Source organism: Sorangium sp. So ce406, from assembly GCF_051474675.1.
GTDB lineage: Bacteria > Myxococcota_A > Polyangia > Polyangiales > Polyangiaceae > Sorangium > Sorangium cellulosum_G.
Window position 1 is genome coordinate 8,459,888 of sequence record NZ_CP150340.1, and the last position, 25,577, is coordinate 8,485,464.

Sequence of the window (25,577 nt, forward strand, 5' to 3'; positions counted from 1 at the left end):
GCCGTCGCCTTCGCGTCGCCCTTCCAGCGCATCCTCCCGCCGCTCGGGCCATCCCGGAGCGTTCGTCGTCGAGGAGTGCTCATGAACCACGACATCGGCATGATCTGCCCAGCCTGCGGCTGCATCACCATCTTCCAGGCCGGGACCGACACCCCGCGCCAGTGCGCTCGCTGCCACGACGAGGATCTGCCGCCCGCGCTGCCGCCGCGCGAGCGGCCGACGCGACCGGGCGGGCGCGCGCGCCGACCGGTCGCCATGCAGCTCGACTGGATGGAGTGATCAGACCGGCGCGCCGATCTGCCGGAGGAGCTCTCGCACCACGCTGCGCGCGCAGTGCTCCCGGTAGGCCCGCGTCGAGCGCACGTCGTCGATGGGCGAGATGTCCTGCGCCACCGCGGCGTCCACCTCGTCCGGGGTGAGCTCGGCGATCGGGCGCGACAGGCAGAGGGCGCGCACGCTCGGCAGGAGCGCCGTCGTGGGCGCGACCGACGCCATCCCCAGCCCGAGCCGCGCGAGCCGCCCGGACCGCACCTCGGCCACGCCCGCGAGCGCGACCTTCGAGATCGCCTGGGCCCGGCGCGCGCCGACCTTCCGCCAGTACCAGGGCGATCCGGGCGCCGGCAGCGCGATCTCCACGGCGACGATCACCTCGTCGGGCGCGCGCGACGTGCGCTTGTAGCCCGTCTGCAGCGCGCTCATCGGGATGCGCCGCTCCCCCCGGACGCTCTGCACCACGATCGTCGCGTCGTACGCGGCGAGCGCGGCGACGCCGTCCGCCGCGGGCGACGCCGTGGCCAGGTTGCCGCCGAGCGTGCCGCGCGCCTGGATCTGCACCGCGCCGACGTCGCGGCTCATCCGGACGAGCAGCGGCGCCCGCTCGAGGATCACCTCGCTCCGGCGCATCTCGAGGTAGGTCGTCGCGGCGCCCACGCGGAGCGTGTCGCCGGAGAGCGAGACGCCGCGCAGGTCCGCGAGCCGCGACACGTCCACGACGAGCGGCGGCGCGGCCGGCGCGGCGCCCGCCGGGCTCGCGGTGGAAATTTTCAGCGGAGGCCCGAGCTCCCGCTCGACGATCCAGTCGGTGCCGCCGGCCAGGAGCGCGACCGGCGCGCCGAGCGCCGCCTGCTCCGCCACGAGCTCGCACAGCGGGCCGAGCCCGGCGACGCGCCGCATCTCGAACAGGCGGAGATCGGTGATGCTCACGGCGCCGTCCCTCCCCCGCCCCGGCGCAGCGACGCCGCGGCGCGGACGCTCTCGACGATGCGCTGGTAGCCGGTGCAGCGGCACAGGTTGCCCGCGAGCGCCTCGCGCACGTCGCGCTCCGAGGGATCCGGGTTCCGCACGAGCAGGGCCTCGGCGGCGAGGAGCATGCCGGGCGTGCAGATGCCGCACTGCGCGCCGCCCTCCTCGATGAAGCAGCGCTGGAGCGGCGACAGGTGCCCGGCGCCGGCGAGGCCCTCGACCGTGGTCACGCGCCGCCCCTCGCACTGCCCGATCGCGACGAGGCACGCGTTCACGGGATCTCCGTCGATCAGCACCGTGCACGCGCCGCACTCGCCCTCCGCGCACCCCTCCTTCGTGCCCGTGAGCCCGAGCGGCCCCCGGAGCGCGTCGAGCAGCCGCGAGAGCGGCGGCAGGTCGACCTCGCGCGGCGAGCCGTTGACGACGAGCGATACCTTCATGCGCGATCCCCCCTCCCCGCCGCCGGCCGCGGCGCTGCGGCGGCGCGCGCCGCCTCGAACAGGCGCTCCGGCGTGAGCGGCAGCGCGCGCGCGGCGATCCCCGTCGCGTGCTCCACCGCCGCGGCGATCGCGGGCGCGCCGCCGTCCATCGGCATCTCGCCGATGCCCTTGGCCCCGCCGCCCGGCCCGAACGGGAACGGCTCCTCGACCAAGACGACGTGGAACGGCGGCGCGTCGAGCGACGTCGGGATGATGTAGTTGGTCATCCGCGGGTTCCTGATCTTGCCGCCCTGCCAGACGATCTCCTCGGAGAGCGCCCAGCCGATCGCCTGGAGGCTGCCGCCCTCGATCTGCCCCTTGCACATGACCGGGTGGATCGCCTTGCCCACGTCGGTGGCCGACCAGAAGTCGACGACCGTCACCTCGAAGGTGTCGAGGTCGACCTCGACCTCGGCCACGTCGCACGCCCAGCCGAAGCACGGGTACGCGTCTCCCTTGTACGCCTCGTCGTCCCAGCGCACGTAGCCCGGCGGCTCGTACTGCTTGAGCGACGTCACCTGCCCCTCGCGGGCGAGCAGCCGATCGGCCGCCTCCTCGAAGGTCAGCGCCGGCGGCGCCTCCGCCGCGCCGCCCTCCCCGTCGTGCTGCCACGCCGCCCGCGCCGCCTCCTGCTCCTCGCGCACGCGGCCCGCCAGCTCGCGCGCCGCGGCCTCGAGGATCGAGCCGACCACCATCACCGTGCGCGACGCCACGGTGGGCCCCGAGTCGGGCACGGTCGTCGTGCACGGCACCGCGAACTCGACGCGGTCGATCGGCAGCCCCGCCGCGTCCGCGGCGATCTGCCGGAACACCGTCTCGGTGCCCTGGCCGATGTCCGTGGACGCCGTGCGGATGCGGAGCCGGCCGCCGGGCGCGAGATCCAGCGCGACCTTGCCCTTGTAGTAGCGCTCGCCAGACCCGGTGAAGCCCGCGCCGTGCATGAACACGGACAGCCCGACCCCGCGCGCCACGCGCCCGCGCACGGCCGGCCCCGCCGCGCGCTTCTGCCGGTAGCCGCTCGCCTCGATCGCCCTCGCGATGCACTCCTCGCCCGCGACGCTCGCGCGGAGCACCTGCCCGGTCGCGGTCGAGTCGCCGGGGCGCAGCACGTTCTTCGCCTTCAGGTCGAGCGGATCGCAGCCGAGCTCCCGCGCGAGGTGGTCGAGGTGCCGCTCGATCGCCCAGATGGTCTGCGGCGCGCCGAAGCCGCGGAAGGCGCCGTTCGGCGGCGTGCTCGTCGCCACCGCGGTCGCCTCGATCCAGACGTCGTCCCAGCGGTAGGCGCCCGACGCGTGGAGGGCGCCGCGCGACAGGACCACCTGCGACAGCGTCGCGTACGCGCCGCCGTCCATGAGGATCCGGATCTTCAGCGCGCGGAGCGTCCCGTCGCGATCGCAGCCGCTCGTGATCTCGCAGGAGGCCGGGTGGCGCTTCGTCGTCGCCTCGATGTCCTCGGTCCGGTCGTAGATCATCCGCACCGGGCGGCCGCTCTTCTTCGCGAGGAGCGCCGCGTGGAGCGCGATGATCGACGGGTACTCCTCCTTGCCCCCGAAGCCGCCCCCGGTCACCGACTGCGTGACGTGGATCCGGTCGGGCGGGAGCCCGAACGCCTTCAGGAACGCCTTCTGCACGTAGAACGGGCACTGGATCGAGCCGGTCGCGTGCGCGCCGGCCTCGTCCCACCACGCCACGACCCCCTGCGGCTCGATGTAGAGCTGCTCCTGGTGGTGCGTGGCGTACGTCCCGGAGACGACCACGTCGCAGCGCGCGAGCGCCGCGTCGATGGCGGCCTCGCTCTGCTCCCGCTCGACGTCGGCGCGGCCCTTCGTGATGAGGTACCGCTTGAGGACGTTGTCGGCGCCCCAGATGATCTCCTCGCCCGCGAGCGCGGCGCGCGCGTCGAGCACCGGCGGCAGCGGATCGATGTCGAGCGTGACGGCCTGTACCGCCCGCGCGAGCTTGAGCCGGTCCGCGCAGCCGAGCAGGGCGATCGGCTCGTAGGCGTGGTTCACCTTGCCGGCGCCGAGGATCGGCTGATCGTCCAGGATCAGCGCGACCACGTTGACCGGGACGTCCTCGGCGAGCACCACCGTGACGTCGCTCCAGTCGAACGCGGGGTCGAGCCGCACCCCCCGGAGGATCCCGCGCGGCACGGGGCTCCGCACGGTGCGGCCGAAGATCTCCCCCGGCATCGCCGGGAGGTCGTCGACGTAGCGAGACGCGCCCGTGACCTTGGGAGGGCCGTCGGTCCGGGGCACGCTGATCCCCACGGCGCTCGCTGAAGCAGGAGGGCTCGTCGCCATTCGTGTGCTCCTCCTTGTTGACGATAGCCCTGTCCCCCGGGCCACGTCGACACCGGGCGCGCCGCGCGGCGCCGACGGCCCAGGCCGCCTTCAGGACAGGAAGCGCGGCGGGCCCCCGAGGACGCGGATCACGTCGACCGGGACATTCAGGTCGTGCAGCACCCCCGGATCGTCCACTTCCTCGTCCACGCACCGGTCGCCGAGCGCCCTCAGGTGGTCCCGGAGCGGCGGCGGGTCAGCCTCGAGGTAACGCTGGAGCGCCTCGGCGCGCAGCACCACCGGATGTCCGCCGCGGCCGTTGTGCCGCGGTCGCACCGCGAGCGGCGGCGCCGAGCTCGCGGAGGTCGCGGCCGCCTCCAGCCGGGCGAGCAGCCGCGCCACCGTGGCGGCGCTCGCGGGGGGCACGTCGACCGGCGTGACGATGACGGCGTCGGCGTCGCCGATGCGCGGCGCGGCGACGGCCAGCGACCCCGCCGGGCCGAGGTCGTCCGGCGCCGTCCAGGCGACCAGGTCGACGCCCGGCCGCACGTGGGCCAGCAGCGCGTGGAAGACCGAGCTGCGCACCACCACGAGCACCCGCGCGCTCTCGGCCGCGAGGCGCGCCTCGGCGTGCGCGAGCGCCAGCGGCCGCTCGATCCCTCCCTTCGTCGCCGGGGGCCAGGCCAGGAGGGCCTTCGGCCCCCCGAGCCGCTTGCCCGCGCCCGCGGCGAGCACGATCGTGATCACGCTCTTCATCCGGCCTGCTCCTCCCCCGTCTGCGACGCGACGACCGGCGACCATCGAGCGCGCTGCCGCCCCGCGCGCCAGGCGACCAGCTCCGCGGCGAGGGCGACGCTGATCTCCGCCGGCGTGCGCGCCCCGATGTCGACGCCGACCGGCATCCTGACCCGGGCGACGTCGCTCTCCGGCACCCCCTTCGCCTCGAGCCGCGCCCGCGTGCGCGCCGCCTTCGCCCGGCTCCCGACCCCGCCCACGTAGCCGAAGCCGCGCGCGAGCGCCCACTCGATCGCCGCCTGATCGAGGCCGTGGTCGTGCGTCATGACGAGCGCGGCCGCCTCGCCGAGGTCCCTCGGCATGCCCGCCATCACCTCGGGGTCGTCGTGATCGGCGAGCACGAGCCGCACCTGCTCCCCGGGCGCGGTCCCCGCCTCGCGCGGCGCGCCGTCGTGCGCGGGCAACGCGCCGGCGAGCGGCAAGGGCGACGGCACGCGGGCCGGGTCGGCGGCGGCGACGCGCGCGTCGCAGAGGGTGACCCGGAAGCCGAGCGACGCCAGCAGGGGCGCGGCGAACGCGCCCACGTGCCCGGCGCCGATCACGAGGGCGTGCACCGCGGGCATCATCGGCTCGATGAGGATCTCGACCGAGCCGCCGCAGCACATGCCCAGGCTCGGGCCCAGGCGGAACGTCTCGAGCCTGGGCGTGCTGGCGAGCTCGTCGAGCGCGCGCGCCATCATGCCGAGCGCCGCCCGCTCGACGGCGCCGCCGCCGATCGTGCCGATCGCGGTGAGGTCATCGCAGAGGCAGAGCTTCTGGCCGGGCGTCGACGGCGCCGAGCCGTGCCGCGCCACCACGGAGGCGATCACCACGCGCCGCCCCGCCTCGAGCGCGCCGAGCGCCGCGCGCAGCACGTCGTGCGGCAACGCCGTTCGCGGGATGACCTGGCTCGGATCCGGCATGGTGGAACTCTAGCGACCCGGAGGCCGAAAACGAGAGCGCCGAGAGGCCCGGCGATGAAAGAGCTTGCCGGAGCGCCGCGCTTGTCGCGAAAGTCGGCCGCGCGCGGCGAGCGGCGCAGGAGTCCTGGATGCCGGCCGGCTGGACCTGCCGGGATCCCCATGAGAACGCGGAGATCCCAGACCCGATGAGCCCCACCGCCACGCCCGATCCCGACCTCCAGCGCGCCCTCTCCGATCCGGGCTTCACGCCGGGCCGCCGCCACTTCGCCGCCCTGATGGATCTGCTCGAGACCGCCGGCGAGCCGTCCGAGCTGGCCGAGCGGGCGCTGCGCCGCGCCGGCGCGGCCGCGCTGCCCGCCGCGCTCGATCGCGCCGCTGGCGCGGCGCCGTCGCTGCGCGCGCCGCTCACCCGGCTCGTCGGCAAGCTGATGGCCGCCGCGCCGCTCGACGCCGAGCTCGCCGAGCGCGCGCGCGGCTACCTGCTCGCCTGCCTGCGCGACGACGATCGCCGCACGCGCCGCATGGCGGCGGTGGCGCTCGGCAAGCTGCCCGCGGCGGACCCCGGGCGGCCGCTGGTCGCCGAGGCGCTCGCCGAGGCCGCGCGCGGCGAGGGCTCGCCCGACGTCCGCCGCGCGCTGATCGACGCGCTCGGCAAGGTGGGCGGCGGCGCCGCGCTCGAGGCGCTCGCCGAGCTCGGCGGCGACGACGCTGTCGCCGGCGTGCGCGCGCGCGCCGAGCTCCTGGCCCGGCGAACCCTGTCGCGCGGCGAGCTGTCGGAGATCGCCGGCGATCGCGCGCCGGAGCGCCCCGCGCGCGTGGCGGTGCGGTGCCGGCGCGGGCTCGAGGCGATCCTCGCCGAGGAGCTCGCGACGCTCGACAAGGGGTCTCCCGGCGGGGGGCTCGTCCCCGAGCTCCGGAGCGACCCGTGCGGCGGCACGCGCGTCGAGGCGACGCTGAGCGGGCCGCTCGACGTCCTGTTCGGGGCGCGCACGATGCTGTCGTTCGCGTTCCCGCTGCCGCTGCGGAAGCTCGACGCGGGCGCCGACCTCGCCGCGGCCGTCGCCGAGCGGCTGCTCTCGCGGGAGTCGCGCGAGATCCTGCGCCGCTTCACCGTCGGCGCGATCCGCTACCGCATCGACTGGGCCGGCGGCGGCAAGCGCCGGGCGGCGGTGTTCCGCGTGGCCGCGGCGGTGGAGGCCGAGGCCCCGGAGCTCGTGAACGATCCGACCCAGAGCACGTGGGACGTGGTCGTCTATGAGGGCGCCGGCCGGGTCCGGGTCGAGCTCGCGCCGCGCCTGCCCGACCCGCGGTTCGCGTACCGCCGGGGCGACGTGCCCGCGGCGTCGCACCCGACCATCGCGGCGGCGCTCGCGCGCATCGCCGGGGTGCGCGGCGACGACGTGATCTGGGATCCGTTCGTCGGCTCGGGCCTGGAGCTCTGCGAGCGCGCCTTGCTCGGGCCGTACCGGCGGCTCGTGGGCTCGGATCGCGATCCCCGCGCCCTGGAGATCGCGCGCGAGAACCTCGACGCCGCGGGCGCGCGCGGCGCGGAGCTCCTCCAGCGCGACGCGTGCGGCGCGCCGCCCCCGGGCGACGCGCCCACGCTGATCCTGACGAACCCGCCCCTCGGGCGGCGCGTGGAGCGCACGGGGGATCTCGACGCGATGCTCGACCGCTTCGTCGAGGGCGCCGCGCGCGCCCTCGCGCCCGGCGGCAGGCTGGTGTGGATCTCGCCGTTCCCCGAGCGGACCGAGGCGATCGCGCGCCGCTCAGGCCTGCGGCCCGAGGCGATGCAGCGCGTGGACATGGGCGGCTTCGACGCCCAGATCCAGACCTTCCACAAGGCGGCGCTCCGACCGCAGGCCATCCACGATCGAGGCGACCGCCGGCGCGGGGACCGGATCGACCACCCCCCTGCCGGGCGCGGTGGGCGCGGCCCCCAGCAGGCCGAGCTCCGCGGCGAACAGCATCGCCCCCGCCGCCAGGAGGAGCGCCACGATCACCGCGATCACCATCCCGAGCCGCCCCGAGCGGTCGGGCGGCGCCTCGGTGTCAAAGCCCCCGTCGTCGGTCCGCCCGACGGGCGAGGGCGACGGCGCGGCGGATGAGACCTGCGCCGCCCGCTGCGCGGGGGCCGCGTTCGTCGGCGCGGCGAGGGCGCTCTGCGGGGGCGGCGAGGCTTGCTGCGGCGGGATGAGCGCGCCGGCGGCCGCGGCGCTCGGACCGGGGACCCTGCCGCTCCCCGCATCGGTGCTCCCGGACGCGGCGGCCGCAGGCGCGCCCGCCGCGCGATCGGGCGGCGCCGCGGGGGCGCGGCCTCTCGACGTGCCCTCGGCGAGCGCCTGCGGCGCGCTGAACGGCGCCACCGCCGCGACCTGGCGCGGCACGACGGGCGTCAACGGCGGCGCCTCCCGGCTCCGCGTGGGGACGTCGTCCTCGTCGTCGTCGTCCCTGTCGTCGACGACCGTGGGCGCGTCCAGCGTCGGCTCGTCGTGGATGCCGTCGTCGTCGGTATCGCCGAGGAACGGCATGGAGTCTTGCTGCGGGTGCAGCCCCGCCAGCGCGTCGCGCCCCGCGGCCGGGCGGTCGCGCCCGGCGAACGGCGGCGCTGGCACGCCGAGGGCGGACTGCTCTCGATGGCCGCTGGCCGGCGACGCCGCGCCCGATGCAGGCCGCCCGACGCCGCTCACCCGGTGCGCGACGGACGCCGTCCCTCGGGAGCGCGGCGCTGCCAGGGCCGATCCCTCCCGCATGACGGTCAACTCGTCCTCGTCGCGATCCTCCCCGAACGACTGCGTCAGCGGGACCGCCCCCATGCCCGGGACGCGCCCTGACGGGACCGGCGCGCGGGCGCGCGCGGCGGGAGCGTCCACGGCTGCCCGCGGCATCGGGGCGGCGCCCGGCCTCGGGGGTGACGCGCCGGCGAGCGCCGTCGACGGCTGCGGGCGCTCGGGCGGGAGGGGCGGCGGAGGCTGGCCTGCCGAGGCGGCCGCCGCGCGCTGCGCGATGATCTGATCGAGCTGCGCGGAGCTCAGCGGCGCGACGCGCATCAGCGTGCGCACCTCGTCGTCGTCCTCGTCGCTCGTCGAGTCCTCGTCGTCGAGCGGAAGCAGCGTGCGCGCCGCGGGATCGGGGTGCCACTCCTCGAGGGCGCGCCGGAAGGCGGCGGCGTTCGTCGTGCGGGCGGCGCGATCGCGCTGGAACGCGTCGTCGAGGATCCGCTGGAGATCGTCGTCGCCGACGTCGAAGACGGCGAGCGGCGCCGGCGACGAGCTCGCGATCCGCTGCCGCGTCTCGACGTCGCTCCCGCCTCCGAAGGCGCTCGTCCCGGTGAGCACCTCGTAGAGCGTCGCCGCGATCGCCCACACGTCGTCGCCGGGCGACAGCGTCCCGCCCGCGGCGCGCTCGGGCGACTGGTAGGCGATGCGGCTCGGCGTCTGGCGCAGATCGGCCAGGATCGCCTTCGAGGTGCGATCGACCGCGGCCGTCAGCACGCACTCGGGCGAGATGGCGCCGTGCGCGACGCCGAGCGCGTGCAGCGCCTCGATTCGCTTCGCGAGACGGATGGCCCAGCCGACGGCGTCGAGCTCGTTCACCGGGCCATCGCGCAAGATCCGAGTTGCAAGCGTTTCCACTTACGAAGCCAGCGTAGTACCGGTCCGCCGAACTTTGTACCTGGATCCGTGTGCAGCTCGCCCCCCGGACGACAGGTTCCGGGGGACGCGCCTCGCCGCGAACCTCCCGGGGCGGCGCCCCCGACGGACGGCACGGTTTCGCCGATCCGCGGCGCGGGGGGCGGTGCTCGTCACGACCGCTCGCCCCCGGCGACCTCGGTCGGGACGATGCGGACGCGCCGCACCCTCCGGCCAGCGACGTCCATCGCCACGAGCGTGTAGCCCTCGCACTCCACCCGCTCGCCCGCCTCGGGCGGGTGCTCGAGCCGGCCGAGCATGTAGCCGCCGACCGTCTCGACGGTCTTCACCTCGGGCAGCAGCACGATGTGCGCGTCGCGCTCCAGGTCCGCGAGCAGCACGCGGCCGTCGACGTCGACGATGCCGCCGCCGCGCCGGTGGATCGGCGGCACCTCCTCGTCGTTCTCGTCGCGGATCTCGCCGACGATCTCCTCGATGAGGTCCTCCATCGTGACGAGCCCGATGAACTCGCCCGACGCGGAGGTGATGATCGCCACCGGCACCTGGCGCGCCTGCATCTCGAGGCGGAGGCGCTCGACCGACGTGTTCTCGCGCGCGAAGATCGGCTTGCGGAGCAGCTCGGCCACGCGCGTCGCGCGGCGGCGCTGGCTGAGGACGTCGAACAGGTCGCGCAGGTGCAGGTAGCCGAGCACGTTCTTGCCGTGCTCGTCGAGCACCGGGTACCGGGAGTAGCCGGCGTCGGCGACGGTCCGCACCGCCTCGTCGATCGTCATGTTCGCGCGCAGGGTCGCCGCGTCGGAGCGCAGCGACATCACGTGCCGCGCCGTGCGCCGCCGCAGGTCGAAGATGCGCACGAGCATGCTGCGCAGCGCCGGGTCGAGCCCGGCGGGGCTCCTGGTCAAGAGCAGCCGGAGCTCCTCCGAGGTGTGCGCGATCTCCTCCTCGCCGGCCGGCCGGAGCCCGAACAGCCGGACGAACCCGTTCGCCATCGAGTTCAGCGCCCAGATCACCGGCCACATCAGGACGAAGAACCCGTGCAGCGGCCGCGCCGCCCAGAGCGTGACCTTCTCGGTGCGCTGGATGGCGAGCGACTTCGGCGCGAGCTCGCCGATCACCGTGTGGAGCGACGTGATCACGATGAAGGCGATGCCGACGGCGATGGCGTGCGCGCCGATCCCCGCCCACGCGCCGAGCGGCGCGAGGTACGGCTCGATGAGGTGAGCGATCGCCGGCTCGCCGATCCAGCCGAGCCCGAGGGACGCGAGCGTGATGCCGAGCTGGTTGGCGGAGAGGTACGCGTCGAGCCGCTGCGACATCTGGAGCGCGAGCCGCGCGCGCGCGTCGCCCTCGCGCACGAGCTGCTCCAGGCGCGTCGGCCGCATCTTGACGATGGCGAACTCGGAAGCGACGAAGAACGCGTTCAGGAGCACCAGAAGCGCGGTGCCTAGGAGATAAACAACCGTCATGCAGGTCGACGTCCTCTGCCCGGTGCGCCAGCCCCCCCGCGCCCCCCGGGCGGCGAGCCGCGCTCAGATCCTCGCACGATCGAGGATCTTGCTCCGCAGATCCGGGTCGTCGTTGCTGAGCCCATCCACGAGGGCATCCGCCGGGGATTGCCCCCTGGCGATGAGCGCGCTGATCCGCTCGAGGTGGACGCGCTCATCCTTGCCGTTCTTGTTCAGGCGCGCGCGCCGCTCGAGGCCGCCCGAGGCGATCGAGACGAGCTGCTCGGCCATCGCCGCGAGCGGCTTGCCACGGAACGTGGCGCGGAGCGCGCGCTCGGCGATCATCGGGCGCGCGGCCTCGAGCTCGTCGAACCGGAAGCTCTCGGAGAGGGCGTCGGCCTCGTCGAGCGCGCGCGCGTCGTACAGGATGCCTGCCCACAGCGCCGGGAGCGCGCAGATCAGGTTGGCCGGCAGCGAGTCGGCGCCGCGGACCTCGATGGTGCGCTTCAGCCGGACCTCGGGGAACAGCGTGTTGAGGTGCATCTCCCAGTCGGCGCGGGTGGCCCGGTGCCCCTGGCAGCCGTGCTCGAGGAAGTCGCGGAACGTCTGTCCGGTGTTCTCGATCACCTCGCCGTCGCGCTTGATGAGGAACATCGGCGCCTCGACCGCCCACGCGACGTAGTCCGAGAAGCGACGGCCGCGCTCGAGCACGCTGCGGACGAGCCCTTGCCGCGAGGGGTCGACGTCGAGCCAGACCCTGGCGCGGTAGCTCCGGCCGCCGAACAGCGCGCCCTCGTAGAACGGGGAGTTCGCGAAGATGGCCGTCACGAGCGGGGACAGCCGGAGCGCCACGCGGAGCGCGCGCATCGCGCCCTCCTCGCTGGCGTAGTCGAAGTTCGCCTGCACGGTGGCGGTGCGGCGCATCATGTCGAGGCCGTGCGCGCCGCGCGTCGGCAGGTAGCGCCGCATGATCGCATAGCGGGCCTTCGGCACCCAGGAGAGCTCGGCCTGCGACGCGAACGGGTGGAACCCGATGCCGAGCCAGGCGAAGTTGAGCTCGCTGGAGATGTCGCGCAGCTCCGCGAGGTGCCCGGACATCTCCGAGCAGATCTGGTGGATGGTCTCGAGGGGCGCCCCGGACAGCTCGAGCTGCCCTCCGGGCTCCAGCGTCACCGAGGCGCCGGCCCGGACGAGCGCGATGAGCGGACCGTCGGGCGTCTCGTGCTCGGGCGTCCAGCCGTGCCGCTCGACGAGCGCCTGGAGCACGGAGAGGATGCTCCGCTGGCCCTCGTACGGGATGGCGGCGCCCGTCCTGGCGTCGACCCCGAACTTCTCCGCCTCGGCGCCGATCCGGTGGACCGCCTCGGGCTTCACGGCCTCGTGGAAGGGAAACAGCAGATCGTCGAACGTCTTCAACGGTTGAGACTTCGACTCACTCGCGTGGCTTGCGTCGGCCATCATCACGTTTCCGGTTTGTTTCGTTCTCGCCTAGAGCGCACGCCTCAGCAGGGGCGCGCGCTGCGCCGTGCGGAGCATCTTCGCGAGCGCACCGAGGTGCGCCAGCGTTGTCCCCGCTCCTCCCCCTAGCATCCGCGCGCCCGCCTCGATGAGCCGCATCGCGGATGCGGCCCAGGCGTCGCATACCTCGGCGGGCGCCGGGCGCTCAGCCCCGCCCGCCTGCGCCGTGTCGGCGCTGAGCAGCACGCCGACCTGGGCTTCGTGGGCGACGCCCTCGAGGCGCCGGAGGATGTTGAGCCCGAGGTCGACCGACGCGATCTCGAAGAGCAGCGCGTCGGCGCCGCTGTCGAGCGCTCCCCGGGCGACCTCCTCGAAGCCCTCGCCGTCGACGGTGCGCCCGGCGCCGTCGAGCTCCACGAGGGCCCACGTCGCGAGCTGCGTCGTGCTGGCGCTGACCACCGCGGCGCGGCGCGCGAGCCGCGCGACCGCGGGGGCGACGCACGCCGCCTGGGCTGGCTCGAAGCCGCATGCGACGAGGATCTCGCAGCCGGCCGCCGCGAGCCTGGCCGCATGGACCGCGTAATCTTCCGCAATCCGATCGGCCATGGGCGCGGCGGCAGTGTGGCCCAGGATACCGGCCACCGCCACGCGGCGCGAGGCTGCGCCCGCCGCCTCGCTCGCGAGCTCGACCGCGGTCCCGGTCAGCGCGGCGGCGCGGAACGCCATGCCGATGGGCGCCAGCGCGCGCGTCGTCGTCGCGGACGTGAGCGCCCGGACCACGTCGATCCCGAGCGCGATCTCCTGCTCGTGCAGCTCCGCGATCGCCTTGGGCGACTCACGGAGCAGCCGGCCGAGGGCGGTATTGGACGAGACCGCAGCTCCCCGGTAGCGGAGCGATGCGAGCGGATCGCCGCTGATGATGAGCGGGCGACCTACCGGAGGCCGAGAGGTGGAGGCCTCGAGCGCGTTCACGTCCTTCGCTGCTTTCCAGGGCTCCTCTACCACCGGTCTATAAGGGGAAACTAGCCCAAGACGGCCCTTCCGCGTCGCGAAATGGTGCAGACCGGCGGGCTGGGGCACAGCGATCCATGCAGCGCAGTCGGGGACTACCTGACGAAAGCTCGCCCACGCCGGGCGCGAACTCGGGGCGGGACGGGGGATCGGCGGTCATGAGGGCTCGGTTGTGCTACCGGGCCGTCCCACGGCGGGGAGGCCCGGCTCGATGTCATACAGCGGGGAGCCTCTGTCCCCCCGGTCCGCGGCCCTTGCGGGCGACGAACTTCCGGTCGAAGAGCCGCACCCGCCGGACGAACAGGTCGAGCAGGAAGACGGCCATGGCGGCGTAGATGAACCGCGGCCAGAGCTCCTCGTGGAACGTCACCTTCTCCCCTGCCGGGTCGAAGATGGCCGCCACGCCGTTCGGATCGACCGCGCCGCCGGTCGACACCGCGGCCTTCTCGAGGGTCGCGAGCTCGGGCTCGAAGCTCGCGTACTCCCGCGGGTACGGGTTCGAGACGTGGCCGTAGCTGACCGCGACAGCTCGCAGGGAGCCGTCCTCGGCCTCGCGCAGGTGCTCCGCCCGCAGCAGGAAGGAGCCGTACCGGTCCAGCGGGAGCGCCGTCTCGTATCGCCCCGGCGCGGTCTGCCGCATGTCGACGACCCGCGTCGTGCCGCCCGGCTCGGGCCCGATGATGCTGAGCCGGGAGGTCAGGTTGTTCTCGAACCGGTCGTCGGCCCCGAACGCATCGACGGACGCGCGCAGCTCTCCGTCCACGATCTCGGCCTTCATGTCGAGCTCGCGCCGGTGCTTCTGGCGCATGTGCTCGTGGATGAGCTGCCCCCAGAACTTCTCGAAGCCCGGCCACCTCAGCCACTCCACGGCCCAGCGCGCCTTCACGTCGCTCGTCCAGGCCAGCGTCCACCCGAGGCCGACCCGCCACCGCGCGAGGATCGGCTCCTCGGTGTCGCTCGTGAGCAGCTCCTGGGCCGGCGGTGGCTTCAGCTTGGTCGAAACGTAGCCGTGCAGGTTCGGCGCGGTGCGGACGTCGATGCCGCGGAGGAACGCAGCGTCGCCGACCTGGGTGACCGGGAACCACTCCTCGACGGCCGCGGCGCGCGCGACCATCTCGGTCTCCTTGGTGAAGATCCGCGGCAGGTTGTTCGGGTCTGGCACCGCGTGGAAGCGCCCTCCGCCCACGTCGGCGATCATCTTGAGGAGCTGCTCGTCCAGATCGTTGCCCAGCCCCACGGTGGTCACGGTGATCGACTCGGCGATCATGGCGGACACGAGGTCGCGGATGCCGCCCGTCGACGACTTGCCGTCGGTGAGCAGGATGACGTGCTTCTTGCGCGCCTGCGTCACCGTCATGTCCTGGTAGGCGGCGTCGAGGGCGGCGAAGATCTCGGTCCCGCCGCCTGGCTGGATGCGCGCGATCTCACCGGCGATGCGCGAGCGGTTGCGCGCGGGCTGCATCTTCACGTAGCGGGTCGGCGCCGAGTCGAACGCGATGACCTCGATCAGGTCGTCCGATCCCAGGACCCCCGCCGTCGCCTTGGCCGCGGCCTTGGCCATCTCGAGCGGCAGCCCGGTCATCGACCCCGAGCGATCCATGACGAGCGCCATCGCGATGCTCGGCATGTCCTTCTTCCGCTCGTTGTCCATCCGTACCGGCAAGATCCGCTCGATGGTCGTGCGGTACCAGCCGCCGAGGCCGTACCCCGACTCGCCGCCGGCGAAGAGGAACCCTCCGCCGAGATCGCGCACGTAGCTCTCGATGATCTCCTGTCCCTGCAGGCTGAGCGCTTCCTTCGGGGTGTCCGACACGATCAGGAAGTCGTAGCGCTCCATCTCCTTGAGGGAGCCGGGGAAGCCGGCCGGCGGCCTGACGTCGACGTCGAGCTGCTGCGCGGTGAGCGCGCTCGAGAGCGGACCAGCGTGCTGCGGCGTCCCCTCGATGTAGAGCACGGACGGGCGTCCGGGCACGTCGATGGTGGTCGCGTACCGGTTGTTCTCCTTGAACTTGTCGTCCGCGATCTGGTCGAGCTCGAGCGCGTAGGTCACCTGCCCCGCGATGCGCACGACGCTCTTGAACATGACGTCGTTCGGCCCCGCCTTGAGCTCGAGATCCCGGATGCCCTCGAGGCCGTTGAGGGCCTCCCCCTGGAACAACCGCGCGCGCGCCTTCGTGGCGCGGCTGGCGTAGATGTCGGCGTGGATCTCGAACGTCTCGCCGACCTTGACCCGGTCCGGCATCCTGAGCTCCCGCACCGCGACCTCGGGCGGCGCGGGCCGCCGGTACGGGATCGAGAACAGCCGCACCCCGAAGTCGCGCGCCCGGTTGGCCTCGGCGAGCACGTCGCCGTCGGTCTGGACGCCGTCCGACATCAGCACGGCGCGCTTCAGGTGGCCGGGCGGATACAGGCCGTAGGCGAGCTGCAGCGCCGCCTGCAGGTTCGATCCCGCGCCGAGATCGCCGCGCTGCCCCTTCTCGTCGAGGTGGCGGCCGATCGCCGGCGCGCGCCGCTCGGCGTCGCCCCCTGCCGCCTCGCCGGCCGCGCGCTCGACGAGCCTCGGGCGCCGCGCGAACGTGATCACCTTGATGACGCCGTCCTCCGGCTTCTCGGCGAAGGCCTTGTCGAGCGTCGCGCGCGCGTCGTCGAGCGCCTCGTCCGTGACGGACTCCGAGACGTCGATGAGGTAGATGGTGGCGACCTTCTCCGTGGTCGCGGTCCTCGCGAGCCGCGACAGCCCGAGCGCGATCAGCGCGACGAAGGCGATGCGCAGCAGCACGGAGAGCACACGCTGCGGGAGGGGAAGGTCGGCGAGCGACCCCGCGAGCACTCCGACGAACCAGGGCGCGAGCAGGAGCGCGCCGAGCATCTTCGGGTTGAGGAGCTCGTATTTCACCCCCTCGCGCACCCACGTGAGCGTCGGATCCGGATGGAGGAGGACGTACTTCCGGTACGCCCAGAACAGGATCCCGCCGAGGGCGACGCAGGTGATGGCCCACGCGATGACGCGGAGCTTGCGGCCACGGAACGCGCTCACACCGTCACCCTCCTGTGGTACGTGAACCACTCGATCGCGGTCACGAGGAGCACCGCCGCGAGCAGGTAGACCCAGAGCTCGCGGCGAACGCCGATCTTGAACTCGCCCACGGCGCCCGCGCCGCGGCCGTCGACCTTGAGCTCGGCGGCTGGGGCGATCGCGCTCTCCTGCGGCGCGGAGAGGTTCGCGGCGAACGTGCTCTCCTCCTGCGCGCCAGCGCCGCCGACGCGCAGCGTGTAGAAGCCGGCGTGCTGCCCCAGGAACACGGCGCGCCCGTCCTGGATCGGGACCATGCGCTTCGTCCCGTCGGGCTGCTCCAGGCTCGCCGTCTCCGCGGACGAGGACGCCGGGATGTGCCAGACGACGCCCGTGCGGAACGAGGAGATGTAGCTCGTGTCCTCCTCGACGAAGTTGTTGATCGCGTTGAGCAGGAAGAGCGGCCAGGCGATCCGCAGGGGAAAGTCGCTCTCGCGGACGTCGAACCCGAGCGCGACGAACTTCACTCCGCCGCGCCGCCCCTCGATGAGCAGCGGCCCCTTGTAGCTGCGTCCGACGACCCGGTCTTCCTTGCTGCCCTTGAGCGTGTGGGCGCGCGCGATGTTCACGTCGCTGAGCGCCGTGTAGCGCAGGAGCGGGTGCTTCGCGTCGAGCTCGTCGAAGCCCAGGCGGTAGTTCGGATCGTCGTCCAGGATCTCCTTGCCCACCTCGAACGGGAGGCCCGTCCCGGTCGGGTTGAGGTAGAGCAGGCTGCCGCTGCCCGCCGCGACGGTCGGCGCCACGCCGTCGAAGATGGTGACGTCGAACGAGGCGGCCGCCGGGTAGCGCTGCGGCTCGATGAACGTCACGTCGAGGTACTCGTCGAGGAGCAGCGCCGCCTCGAGGAACATGTTCCCCGCCGTGACGACCTGGACGCGCGCGCGGCGCCGCTCGGGGAGCAGCGCGTAGGCCCGGTTGTCCGCGGGCAGGTCGTCGGAGCTGCCGTCGGCCAGCGCGAGCTTCGCCTCGAGCGTCTTCGAGGCGCCGGAGAGGTTCGGGTAGAAGCGGGGCAGCTTCTCCTTGGGCTGGAGCCGGATGCGCGTCAGGTCGGTGAGCTGGCCGTCGCCGAGCAGCGACAGCTCGAGATCGAGCGGCTCGTCGCTCGTGTTCGTGACCTCGAGCATCACCTCGTAGCGGCTCTTGTCGAGCGGGTAGCGCCGCACCGAGAACTCGGTGATCGCGGCGTTCCGCGAGCCCTTGCCGATGGGCAGGAACGACAGCTTGATGTCGCCGAGGCGCACCGGCCCGCCGGCGTCGGCCGGCTCGCCCAGGGCGCCGTCGCTCACGACGATGATCTCCGGCGACGGCAGCCCGCTCAGGGTGTCGCCCGCGAAGCGGAGCGCGCGCGCGAAGTCGGCGGTCGCGTCGGTGGGCTTCACCGCCGCGACGGCCGCCTCGAGGTCGGCGATCTCCCCGGTGAGCGTGGACAGGGGCGTGACGGCCGCGTCCATCTGGGCCAGCAGCATGCGGTCGCTGCCGGAGAGGCCGCGGACCATCTTCCTGACCTCTTCCTTCGCGAGCTCGATGCGCGAGGGCGCGACGTCGATGGCCTGCATGCTCGCGCTGGCGTCGACGAGCACGACGATGTTGCGCCCCTCGACGAGGTTCGCCTGGGGGCGCGGATCCCCGAGCGCGAGCAGCAGCAGCGCGACCAGCGCGAGCTGCAGCAGCAGCGAGAGCAGCCGCTTGAGCTGCGAGAACAGGCTCGTCGCCTCCTTGTCCCGGAGGACGCGCTCCCAGATCTTCGAGAAGGGAACGGCGACGGGCCGCCGGCGCAGCTTGAGGATGTAGAAGACGACGACCACGGCCCCGGCGAGGGCGCCGATCTGGAGCAGGGTCTGCAGCGGGACGCCGGTGAAGTGCAGCATGGCTACCGGAGGAAGCCGCCTCTGCGGAACACGCGCAGGATCAGCTCGTCGAAGGGGACGGACACGTCGGCGCGGAAGTAGCTCACCTGCCGCGACGTGCAGAAGCGGCGGATCTCGTCGAGGTACTGCTCGTGCGCCGCGGCGTAGCGATCGAGCACCTTCGCGGTCACCGTGACCTCGCGCTCCTCCCCGGTCTCGCAGTCGTAGACGCGCACGTCGCCGCGCAGCGCGGGCCGCGCCTCGCGCGCGTCGGCGATGTGGAGCACGAACGGCTCGAAGCGGTTGTACCGGAGCACGTTGATGCCGCGCTCGAAGCCCACCGGGTCATAAAGATCGCTCAGGATGACCGCGAGCCCGCGCCGCTTGTGCTGCGCCACGAAGGTCTTCATCGCCTCCCCGAGGTCGGTCGCGCCGTCGGCGCGCGCCTGCCCGAGGAAGCGGAAGATCCTGAAGATCCGCGCCTTGCCGCGGGTCGACTGCATGCGCCCGCTGATCTCGTCGGTCGCGGTGACGATCGCGATGCGGTCGAGGTTGGCGAGCCCCACGTACGCCAGCGCCGCGCAGAGGCGCTTCGCGTGACGCAGCTTCGCGCCGTCGCCGAACGCCATCGACGCCGACGTGTCGAGGATGAAGTAGATCGAGAGGTCTTCCTCCTCCTCGTAGAGCCGGATGAGGAGCCGGTCGAAGCGCTGGTACGCGGCCCAGTCGAGGTACCGGAAATCGTCGCCGGGGGCGTAGTCGCGGTGATCGGCGAACTCGACCCCGGAGCCGGTCTTCTTGGTCCGCCGCTCCGCGCGCATCGCGCCGGAGAAGACGCGGCGGCTCACCATCGCGAGGTAGTCGAGCTTGCGCTGGAACTCGTCGTCGAAGAGATCCTCGTCGGAGGCGCTCGCGGAGAGCGGCGAGAGCCCGGAGAGCCGTCGGAGCGGCGCAGCGGCCCTCTTGAACGCGTCGAAGAGCCCCATGCTACCTTCGACGTTCCCTCATTTGCTCTCCGGCAGGTGCTTGAGGATCGCCTGCAGCACCTCGTCCGTCTTCACGCCCTCGGCCTCTCCCTCGAAGTTGAGGAGCACGCGGTGGCGCAGCGCGGGGAGCGCGCACGCCCGCACGTCGTCGACCGACGCCGCGAACCGACCCTCGAAGAGCGCCCGGATCTTCGCGGCGAGCAGCAGCGCCTGCGCCCCGCGCGGCGACGCGCCGAACTTCACGAACCGCTTCACCTCGTCGAGGCTCTCCCCCTCGGTCGGGTGCGTGGCCTGGAGGAGCCGCACCGCGTAGTCCTGGACGTGCTTCGCCACGGGCACCTCGCGCACGAGCCGCTGCATGGCCGTGATCCGCTCCCTGTTCAGGACCGGCCGCACCACGATCGCCTCGGTCCCGGTGGTCCGCTCCAGGATCGAGTTCAGCTCGTCGCGGCTCGGGAACGGCACGTGAAGCTTGAAGAAGAACCGGTCGAGCTGCGCCTCCGGCAGCGGGTACGTCCCCTCGCTCTCGAGGGGGTTCTGCGTCGCCAGGACGAAGAACGGCTCCTCGAGCGTGTAGCTCTGGCGCGAGACCGTGACCCGGTGCTCCTGCATGGCCTCGAGGAGCGCGCTCTGCGTCTTCGGCGTCGCGCGGTTGATCTCGTCGGCGAGGACGATGTTCGCGAAGATCGGCCCCTTGCGGAACGAGAACGACCGCTGTCCGCCCGCGCTCTCGTCGATGACCGTGGTGCCGATGATGTCCGCCGGCATCATGTCGGGCGTGAACTGGATGCGCGAGAACTGGAGGTCGAGCGCCTCGGCCATGGTCCGAACGAGCATCGTCTTGCCGAGCCCCGGCACCCCCTCGAGCAGCGCGTGCGAGCCCGCGAGCATGCACGTGAGCACGCCGTCGACCACCTCGCGGTTGCCGACGATGACCTTCCCCACCTCCTCGCGGAGCCCTCCGATGCTCGCGCGGAACTCGTCCACCTCGGCGCGCGCTGCTTCCTTCGTCTTGTCGGCCATAGCTTCCTGCTTCGAGCCCGCTGTCGCGGAGCGTCCGTGGAGGCGCGGTCGCGTTCGAGCCGCCGGCTCGACTCACTCGCGCGGCCTGATCAGCTGGAAATACCGGTTCACGTAGAACCGGTATCCATCGGGGATCTGGTCCTTGTTGATCTGCTGCTCTGCGACGGTGTGATAGTCGGTGAAGACCTTCTTGTAGCCGGTCCCCTTGAAGCCCCGCTCGGCGGCGCTGAGGATGACCTCGCTGTTCGAGGGCCCCTCCTGCGTATCGAGCCCCTGCGCCTGGACGTCCTGCGTCCCCATCTTCGGGTCCGTGCGCTTGCCCGCGACCTCGCCGCCGCGGCCGGAGCCAGCGCCGTCGCCGCCCGGCTGGTTGCCGCCGTTGCTGTTGCCCTGGCCGCTCCCCTGCCCGTCCTGCCCCTGGCCTTGCCCGCCCGGCATCAGGATCTTCTTGCCGCCGGGCCCGATCACCAGCTCTTGCCCCTGGCCCTGCCCGCCCTTGCCCTGGCCTTGCTGGCCGTCCTGCCCTTGCTGCTCGCCCTGGCCCTCCTGGCCCTGGCCCTGCTGACCCTGCCCCTGCTGCTCTTCGCCGCCGCCCTGGTTGCCGCGGGCGCGCTTGCCGAAGCGGAGCATCCTGGCCATCCGCTGCTTGCCGCCCTGCCCCTGCTGGCGAACGAGCTCCCGGAGCTCCTCGAGCCTCTGGCGCAGCTCTTCCTTCTCCTGCTCGGACATCTCCTCTTGCTGCATCCGGTTGATGTCCTCGGCGGCCTGCTCGAGATCGTCCGCCGACATCCCGAGATCCCGCATCAGGTCCTCGGCGGCCTTCGCGAGCTCCCGGTCGAGCCGGTCGAGCTGGCGTCCGGTCCGCTCCTTCTGCTCGGCGTCGCGGTCGAGCCGCTCCAGCTCGCGCTCCTTCTTCTTGAGCAGCCGCTCCTCCTCGGACTTCTTCTGGTCGCTCGTGGAGGCCTTCTGCTTCTGCTTGAGCAGCTGCTCGCGCACCTCGGCCCGCTTCTCGTTGATCGCGGCGAGGGCCTCCTTGCGGCGTGAGGCCGCCTCGGCGAGCGCCTTACGCAGCCGCTCGATCTCGGCCTTGTCGAACTTCTGCTTCTTGTCGCGGAGCTTCTCGGCGAGCTCCTTCAGGTCCTTCTTCGCCTTCTCGAGGTCCTTCTTCTCGAGAGACTCGCCGACGCCCTTCGCCAGATCGCTCTTCTTGAGGTCGAGCCCGGTCTCCTTCAGCGCTTCCTCGAGCGCCTTCAGATCGGCCTCGGCCCCCTTGAGGAGCTCGCGCTCGAGCGCCTCCATGCGGCGGAACGCCTCGGTCCGATCGAGGCGCTTGTTGGCGATGTCCTCGATGAGCTGGTTGAACCGCTCGACCGCCGACTTCATCTCCGGGCTCTGGTCCGGCCGGTCGAGCGCCTTCGCCGCGTCCTTGAAGAGCTCGATGTCGTCGGGCGACATGGCGAGCGCGTCGATGGTCTGCGCGACGGGCGCCGTCTTGCGCGGGGTCCGCACCTCGAGCAGCGCCACCGCGAGCACGCCGAGGCCGACCGCGGCCGACGCCAGGAGCTCGCGCGGGACGGCCAGCGGCGCAGCGCCGGCGGGGCGCAGCCCTGCGGCGTGCTCGCAGGCATCGTCGATCGCCGCCTCCATGAGCGGGGTCCGCTGCGCCGCGGGCACCGCGTCGAAGGCGAGGGCGTTCGTGAGCCGGTCGTGGAGGCCGTGGTGCCGATCGAGCGCCATCGTCCCCGCGCGCGGAGGCAGCCGGCGCAGCATGGCCACGACGAGGGTGGCCAGCACGAGCAGCCCGGCGCCGAGGAGGAGCTGCCGCGCGCGCTGCTCGCCCAGGTGCGCTGGAAGCGCCTTGTGGACCGCGAGCGTGCCGGCGGCGATCGCCAGCGCGACGGTCAGCGCGCTCGGCGCGGCGCGGAGCGCGCGTCCGAACCGGAGCCTCAGCTCGACAGCGAACGCGGCGCTGCGGATGCGGTCCAGGTGCTTCGTGCGAGAGTCGCTCACGGTGCTCAGCGCTCCGGACGCCCCCCGCGGGGGCCCTCGAAGTGGAAACGTCGCAGCATTGTACCCGCTGACGGGTCACGCGCCCGAAAGTTCCTGGAGACGCAGCGCGCGGCGCGCGAGGGCATGACGCGCGGCAAACCCTGACAATTCCCCGCGCAGGGCAGCTTCGACGTCAGCGGACAGACGGCATCGATGCGCGATGTCGACCGACGCGTGATGGCCCTCGCCCCGAGGTCTGTGTCCGGGCGGCGTCCCTCGACTCGGCCTGGCGGCCGAGCACGTGCATGGCGTGGGAACAACGTGACCGGGCGCCGCGCGCAGCGCGGGCCCGGGGCACGATCACTTCGCCGTCTTCTTCTTGGGTGCCGCCTTGCTGGCAGCCGGCTTTCTCGCCGCGCCCGGCTTTGCAGACGACTTCTGCGAGGCGGCTGACTTCTTCGCCGCAGCCGGCTTCGTCGCCGCAGCCTTCTTGGGCGCTGCCGTCTTCTTCGCCGCAGCCGTCTTCTTCGCCGAAGCCTTCTTGGGCGCCGCCGTCTTCTTCGCCGCAGCCGGCTTCTTCGCCGCGGCCTTCTTCGGCGCCGCCTTCTTCGCGGCCGGCTTCTTCGCCGCCACCGTCTTCTTCGCCGCGCCCTTCTTGAGCGCCGCCTTCTTCGGGGCCGCCTTGTTGGTCGCGGCGCCGTTCGCCCCCGACGTTTGCTGCGCGCGCGGCGCCGGCTCTGAAACGGGCTCCTCGTGCTCCTCGCCTTCGCCGCTCGCCTGGGCCTTGCTGCCGTTCGACCCGGGCACCGCCTTCGCGTAACGCGCGAGCGTCTCGCGCACGCGCGCGTCGAGGTCCGCGAAGTCGAACGGCTTGTTCAGCCAGGCGTCCGCCGCGAAGAGCGGCGAGGTCATCTCGTTCAGGTTCTCGCCGATCCCGGTGAGCATGATGACGCCGGTGTTCGCGAAGGGCCGACCGTCGGACGTGTCGCCCTTCAGCCGCTTGCAGATCTCCCAGCCGCTCATGCCGGGCATCATCACGTCCAGGATCACCAGATCCGGCGTGTGCTCGCGCGCGAGCTCCCAGGCGGCGTCGCCCTCGGAGGCCTCGATCACGGCGAAGCCGAGGTTCCTCAGGTGACGCGCAACAAGGCTCAACATCGCCGGTTCGTCTTCAGCCACCAGCACGCGGGGCGGCTTCATGCTCGCGGAAGGCATCGTAGATGCGGATGAGAGTACGTGCGCGCGAACCGGTCAAGAGAGAACAATCCTCGCGCCGCGCGTCGAGCCCGCGCGGCCGCGGCGCGAGCTCGGCGCCGTCCCGCGCCCCCCGGCGGCGACGCCGAGCGCCACCGACGCGGTCACGCGGCGCGCGCGAGGGCGATCTTCTCCGTCTGCCCCGCCGCGTAGAAGCGCCGCAGCGCCGCGAGCAGCTCGGCGTGCCGACCGCGGCGGGCAAACTCGGCCTCGAGCCGGCCAGCGAACCGCGCCGCCAGGTCGTTCGCGATCCGGTAGCGGTCACCCGTCTCCGTGCCCGGGGGATCCATGAAGGTCACCCGCTCGAAGAGGTGAGCGCGGATCCGCGCGGCGCGCTCGGGCTCGAAGCGCCGCGGCCCGGGCGGAGCGCCCTCGCCGCGGCGCCCGAGCGGCGGGCCCGGGAGCTCGACCTCCTCGGCCAGACCGCCGTGGACGAGCAGCACGTACTTGTCGACCTCGGCCTGGAGCTCGAGCTCGAGCTGGGTCGCCGGGAGCTCCCGGCGCGCCCGCTCGGCCACATAGAGGAAGTGGCTCACCCCCTCGACGATCTGGCAGATCTCGTCGAACGTCCCCGCGCCCCCCCGCGAGATCGCGCGGCGGGGCAGGTGCAGCGCCACCTCGATGTCCCCGTCCGCGTGCCGGATCAGCAGCGCCTCGCGGGCGCCGCCGTCCGTCGGCCGGATGAAGTCGTCGACGGCGGGCGCGTCATCGAGCGCGTAGGTGCGCGCGAGGTGCTGCTGGATCCGGGCGGTGAAGGTCGCGCCCGGCATCAGTTGAGCCCGCCAGTCCCGCGGCTCGGCACGAGCCCGCGCGCCCCGAGCTCCTCGGCGAGGCGGCTGGAGCCGGTGCGGACCCAGCGCTCGTACAGCCGGAGCACCGAGCGCTCGTCCCGGGCGCCGGACGCGAGCGTCCCGTCGGCCACGTCGTTCAGGACGGCCGCGAAGCGCTCGAACTTCTCCGCCATCTCCGAAAGAACATCGGGGCCCTGGCCGACGCGCGCGTTGAGGCGCAGCATAGCGGCGGCATGGTGGTAGGCGGTCGAGCCGACCCCGACCACGTAGCCGCGGTCGACGCCCTTGAGCTCGATATGGCCGCCGAAGAAGCCGACCGCGTAGAGCACGCCGTCTCCCAGGTTGCGCAGCCGCCGGAAACGCTCGGCCCCGGAGGCCTCCAGGGCGTCGCGCAGCAGAAAGGTCAGGGGCTGGTTGAAGGCAGACTCGGCGTGCTCGTCCGGGTGAGCGAAGGCACAGAGCAGACCGACGAGGTAGCTCGATGCCGCCTCGGTCGCGGCGACGTTCCGAACTCGGAGCGCCTCGTCCACAACCTCCTGGAAATAGCGGGTCATGCTCGGGGACACAGAGATCGCTTGGCTCACGGGGGCACCTCACTTGCGCGGGTGCCCTGGATACCGACGTAACCCGGGCCACCGCGCGCTCAGGTCAACCAGACACGTCCTGTCGGCCTCCATCGGGCCGGAGACCGTGAGGGCGTCGCGCCGCTGTGCTGCCGCATTTCCGCCCTCATACGGTCACTTTAGCCGACGGACCGCGCCGGGCCCAGCATCACGCCCCGCACTTCTCTTGCGATCTCCAGGACTTACAGCCACCCCAGCGCCTGGCTGCTAACGCGCGAAGCACCGGGCGGAGGCGCGCTTGACACCCTCCAGGGGGTGGCTATCTTCCGCGCCGCCCGCTAGCACTCGTCGGAAGCGAGTGCTAGCAAAGTGCCCAGGCTGCAAACGTATGGGACCTCGCGGCCGCTCGTTCAGGTCGCCGGGGTCCTGCCGTCTCGTGGGACGCGGCGCTCGTCCCCGGAGGATTCGCAAACATGAAGATTCGACCGCTCCAGGACCGCGTGATCGTTCAGCGCGTGAAGGAAGAAGAGAAGACCAAGGGGGGTCTCTACATCCCTGACACGGCCAAGGAGAAGCCGATCGAGGGCACGGTCATCGCCGTCGGCAACGGCAAGGTCGGCGAGGACGGTACCGTGCGGAAGCTCGACGTCAAGGAGGGCGATCGCGTCCTCTTCGGCAAGTACTCGGGCACCGAGGTCAAGATCGACGGCGAGGAGCACCTCATCCTCCGCGAGGACGACATCCTCGGCGTGATCGAGAAGTGACGCGGGCGACAGCAGGAATT

At 72.8% G+C, this 25,577-nt stretch carries 19 protein-coding genes; 3 read left to right on the top strand and 16 right to left on the bottom strand.

Annotation, left to right across the window (positions count from 1 at the left end; all coding sequences use genetic code 11):
• The first annotated feature begins 81 nt into the window (after positions 1–81).
• Positions 82–279 carry a hypothetical protein gene (locus WME96_RS31470; protein ID WP_437285281.1) on the top strand — a complete coding sequence of 66 codons (198 nt, stop codon included), beginning with the start codon at positions 82–84 and terminating at the stop codon, positions 277–279.
• Here WME96_RS31470 and WME96_RS31475 read toward each other — a convergent pair whose 3' ends face one another.
• The 5 genes from WME96_RS31475 to WME96_RS31495 all read right to left on the bottom strand — a co-directional run bounded on the left by WME96_RS31475 (position 280) and on the right by WME96_RS31495 (position 5,700).
• Positions 280–1,203: an FAD binding domain-containing protein gene (locus WME96_RS31475; RefSeq protein ID WP_437285282.1), complete on the bottom strand. Its 924-nt coding sequence runs from the start codon at positions 1,201–1,203 to the stop codon at positions 280–282.
• The gene (locus WME96_RS31480) at positions 1,200–1,682 is read right to left on the bottom strand and encodes a (2Fe-2S)-binding protein (RefSeq protein ID WP_433927937.1); all 483 of its coding nucleotides are present in this window, start codon (positions 1,680–1,682) and stop codon (positions 1,200–1,202) included. Before WME96_RS31480 ends, WME96_RS31475 begins: the two co-directional genes overlap by 4 nt.
• Positions 1,679–4,024, bottom strand: coding sequence for a xanthine dehydrogenase family protein molybdopterin-binding subunit (locus WME96_RS31485; RefSeq protein ID WP_437285283.1), 2,346 nt, complete (start codon positions 4,022–4,024; stop codon positions 1,679–1,681). The genes WME96_RS31480 and WME96_RS31485 overlap by 4 nt, the downstream gene beginning before the upstream one ends.
• A gap of 90 nt (positions 4,025–4,114) precedes the next feature.
• Positions 4,115–4,759 carry a nucleotidyltransferase family protein gene (locus tag WME96_RS31490; RefSeq protein ID WP_437285284.1) on the bottom strand — a complete coding sequence of 215 codons (645 nt, stop codon included), beginning with the start codon at positions 4,757–4,759 and terminating at the stop codon, positions 4,115–4,117.
• Positions 4,756–5,700 carry an XdhC family protein gene (locus tag WME96_RS31495; RefSeq protein ID WP_437285285.1) on the bottom strand — a complete coding sequence of 315 codons (945 nt, stop codon included), beginning with the start codon at positions 5,698–5,700 and terminating at the stop codon, positions 4,756–4,758. The genes WME96_RS31490 and WME96_RS31495 overlap by 4 nt, the downstream gene beginning before the upstream one ends.
• A gap of 185 nt (positions 5,701–5,885) precedes the next feature.
• Here WME96_RS31495 and WME96_RS31500 point away from each other — a divergent pair, with 185 nt between their 5' ends.
• On the top strand, positions 5,886–7,808 hold the full coding sequence (locus WME96_RS31500) for a HEAT repeat domain-containing protein (RefSeq protein ID WP_437285286.1): 1,923 nt from the start codon (positions 5,886–5,888) through the stop codon (positions 7,806–7,808).
• Positions 7,809–9,505: 1,697 nt separating this feature from the next.
• On the opposite strand, the gene WME96_RS31505 is transcribed toward WME96_RS31500, so the two are convergent.
• The 11 genes from WME96_RS31505 to WME96_RS31555 form a co-directional block, all read right to left on the bottom strand.
• The gene (locus WME96_RS31505; RefSeq protein WP_437285287.1) at positions 9,506–10,819 is read right to left on the bottom strand and encodes a hemolysin family protein; all 1,314 of its coding nucleotides are present in this window, start codon (positions 10,817–10,819) and stop codon (positions 9,506–9,508) included.
• Between the two features lie 63 nt (positions 10,820–10,882).
• Complete coding sequence (locus WME96_RS31510; RefSeq protein WP_437285288.1) at positions 10,883–12,214, bottom strand: glutamate--cysteine ligase; 1,332 nt, start codon at positions 12,212–12,214, stop codon at positions 10,883–10,885.
• Between the two features lie 72 nt (positions 12,215–12,286).
• The gene (locus WME96_RS31515; protein ID WP_437285289.1) at positions 12,287–13,261 is read right to left on the bottom strand and encodes a homocysteine S-methyltransferase family protein; all 975 of its coding nucleotides are present in this window, start codon (positions 13,259–13,261) and stop codon (positions 12,287–12,289) included.
• 220 nt (positions 13,262–13,481) lie between these two features.
• Positions 13,482–16,304 (bottom strand): VWA domain-containing protein, encoded by a 2,823-nt coding sequence (locus WME96_RS31520; RefSeq protein WP_437285290.1) that lies wholly within the window; start codon positions 16,302–16,304, stop codon positions 13,482–13,484.
• Positions 16,301–18,208 (bottom strand): vWA domain-containing protein, encoded by a 1,908-nt coding sequence (locus WME96_RS31525; RefSeq protein ID WP_437285291.1) that lies wholly within the window; start codon positions 18,206–18,208, stop codon positions 16,301–16,303. The genes WME96_RS31520 and WME96_RS31525 overlap by 4 nt, the downstream gene beginning before the upstream one ends.
• A 2-nt stretch (positions 18,209–18,210) precedes the next feature.
• Complete coding sequence (locus WME96_RS31530; RefSeq protein ID WP_437285292.1) at positions 18,211–19,173, bottom strand: DUF58 domain-containing protein; 963 nt, start codon at positions 19,171–19,173, stop codon at positions 18,211–18,213.
• A gap of 18 nt (positions 19,174–19,191) precedes the next feature.
• On the bottom strand, positions 19,192–20,196 hold the full coding sequence (locus tag WME96_RS31535; RefSeq protein ID WP_437285293.1) for an AAA family ATPase: 1,005 nt from the start codon (positions 20,194–20,196) through the stop codon (positions 19,192–19,194).
• A 72-nt stretch (positions 20,197–20,268) separates the two neighbouring features.
• Positions 20,269–22,206, bottom strand: a complete 1,938-nt coding sequence (locus WME96_RS31540; protein ID WP_437285294.1) for a hypothetical protein — start codon at positions 22,204–22,206, stop codon at positions 20,269–20,271.
• Between the two features lie 339 nt (positions 22,207–22,545).
• The gene (locus WME96_RS31545; RefSeq protein ID WP_437285295.1) at positions 22,546–23,400 is read right to left on the bottom strand and encodes a response regulator transcription factor; all 855 of its coding nucleotides are present in this window, start codon (positions 23,398–23,400) and stop codon (positions 22,546–22,548) included.
• A 143-nt stretch (positions 23,401–23,543) separates the two neighbouring features.
• The gene (locus tag WME96_RS31550) at positions 23,544–24,209 is read right to left on the bottom strand and encodes a hypothetical protein (RefSeq protein WP_437285296.1); all 666 of its coding nucleotides are present in this window, start codon (positions 24,207–24,209) and stop codon (positions 23,544–23,546) included.
• A complete protein-coding gene (locus WME96_RS31555) occupies positions 24,209–24,814 on the bottom strand; it encodes a hypothetical protein (RefSeq protein ID WP_433927966.1) in 606 nt (201 codons plus the stop codon). The genes WME96_RS31550 and WME96_RS31555 overlap by 1 nt, the downstream gene beginning before the upstream one ends.
• Before the next feature lie 452 nt (positions 24,815–25,266).
• On the opposite strand from WME96_RS31555, the gene groES reads away from it, so the two are divergent.
• Positions 25,267–25,557, top strand: a complete 291-nt coding sequence (groES, locus tag WME96_RS31560; protein ID WP_020738934.1) for a co-chaperone GroES — start codon at positions 25,267–25,269, stop codon at positions 25,555–25,557.
• The last annotated feature ends 20 nt before the right edge of the window (positions 25,558–25,577 follow it).

Bases quoted from the DNA above. Each gene is read 5' to 3' on its own strand.
- WME96_RS31500 (WP_437285286.1), top strand. From the start codon at position 5,886: ATGAGCCCCACCGCCACGCCCGATCCCGACCTCCAGCGCGCCCTCTCC.
- WME96_RS31495 (WP_437285285.1), bottom strand. From the start codon at position 5,700: ATGCCGGATCCGAGCCAGGTCATCCCGCGAACGGCGTTGCCGCACGAC.
- WME96_RS31480 (WP_433927937.1), bottom strand. From the start codon at position 1,682: ATGAAGGTATCGCTCGTCGTCAACGGCTCGCCGCGCGAGGTCGACCTG.
- WME96_RS31470 (WP_437285281.1), top strand. From the start codon at position 82: ATGAACCACGACATCGGCATGATCTGCCCAGCCTGCGGCTGCATCACC.
- WME96_RS31485 (WP_437285283.1), bottom strand. From the start codon at position 4,024: ATGGCGACGAGCCCTCCTGCTTCAGCGAGCGCCGTGGGGATCAGCGTG.
- WME96_RS31530 (WP_437285292.1), bottom strand. From the start codon at position 19,173: ATGGGGCTCTTCGACGCGTTCAAGAGGGCCGCTGCGCCGCTCCGACGG.
- WME96_RS31535 (WP_437285293.1), bottom strand. From the start codon at position 20,196: ATGGCCGACAAGACGAAGGAAGCAGCGCGCGCCGAGGTGGACGAGTTC.
- WME96_RS31550 (WP_437285296.1), bottom strand. From the start codon at position 24,209: ATGCCGGGCGCGACCTTCACCGCCCGGATCCAGCAGCACCTCGCGCGC.
- WME96_RS31525 (WP_437285291.1), bottom strand. From the start codon at position 18,208: ATGCTGCACTTCACCGGCGTCCCGCTGCAGACCCTGCTCCAGATCGGC.
- groES (WP_020738934.1), top strand. From the start codon at position 25,267: ATGAAGATTCGACCGCTCCAGGACCGCGTGATCGTTCAGCGCGTGAAG.
- WME96_RS31505 (WP_437285287.1), bottom strand. From the start codon at position 10,819: ATGACGGTTGTTTATCTCCTAGGCACCGCGCTTCTGGTGCTCCTGAAC.
- WME96_RS31490 (WP_437285284.1), bottom strand. From the start codon at position 4,759: ATGAAGAGCGTGATCACGATCGTGCTCGCCGCGGGCGCGGGCAAGCGG.
- WME96_RS31545 (WP_437285295.1), bottom strand. From the start codon at position 23,400: ATGCCTTCCGCGAGCATGAAGCCGCCCCGCGTGCTGGTGGCTGAAGAC.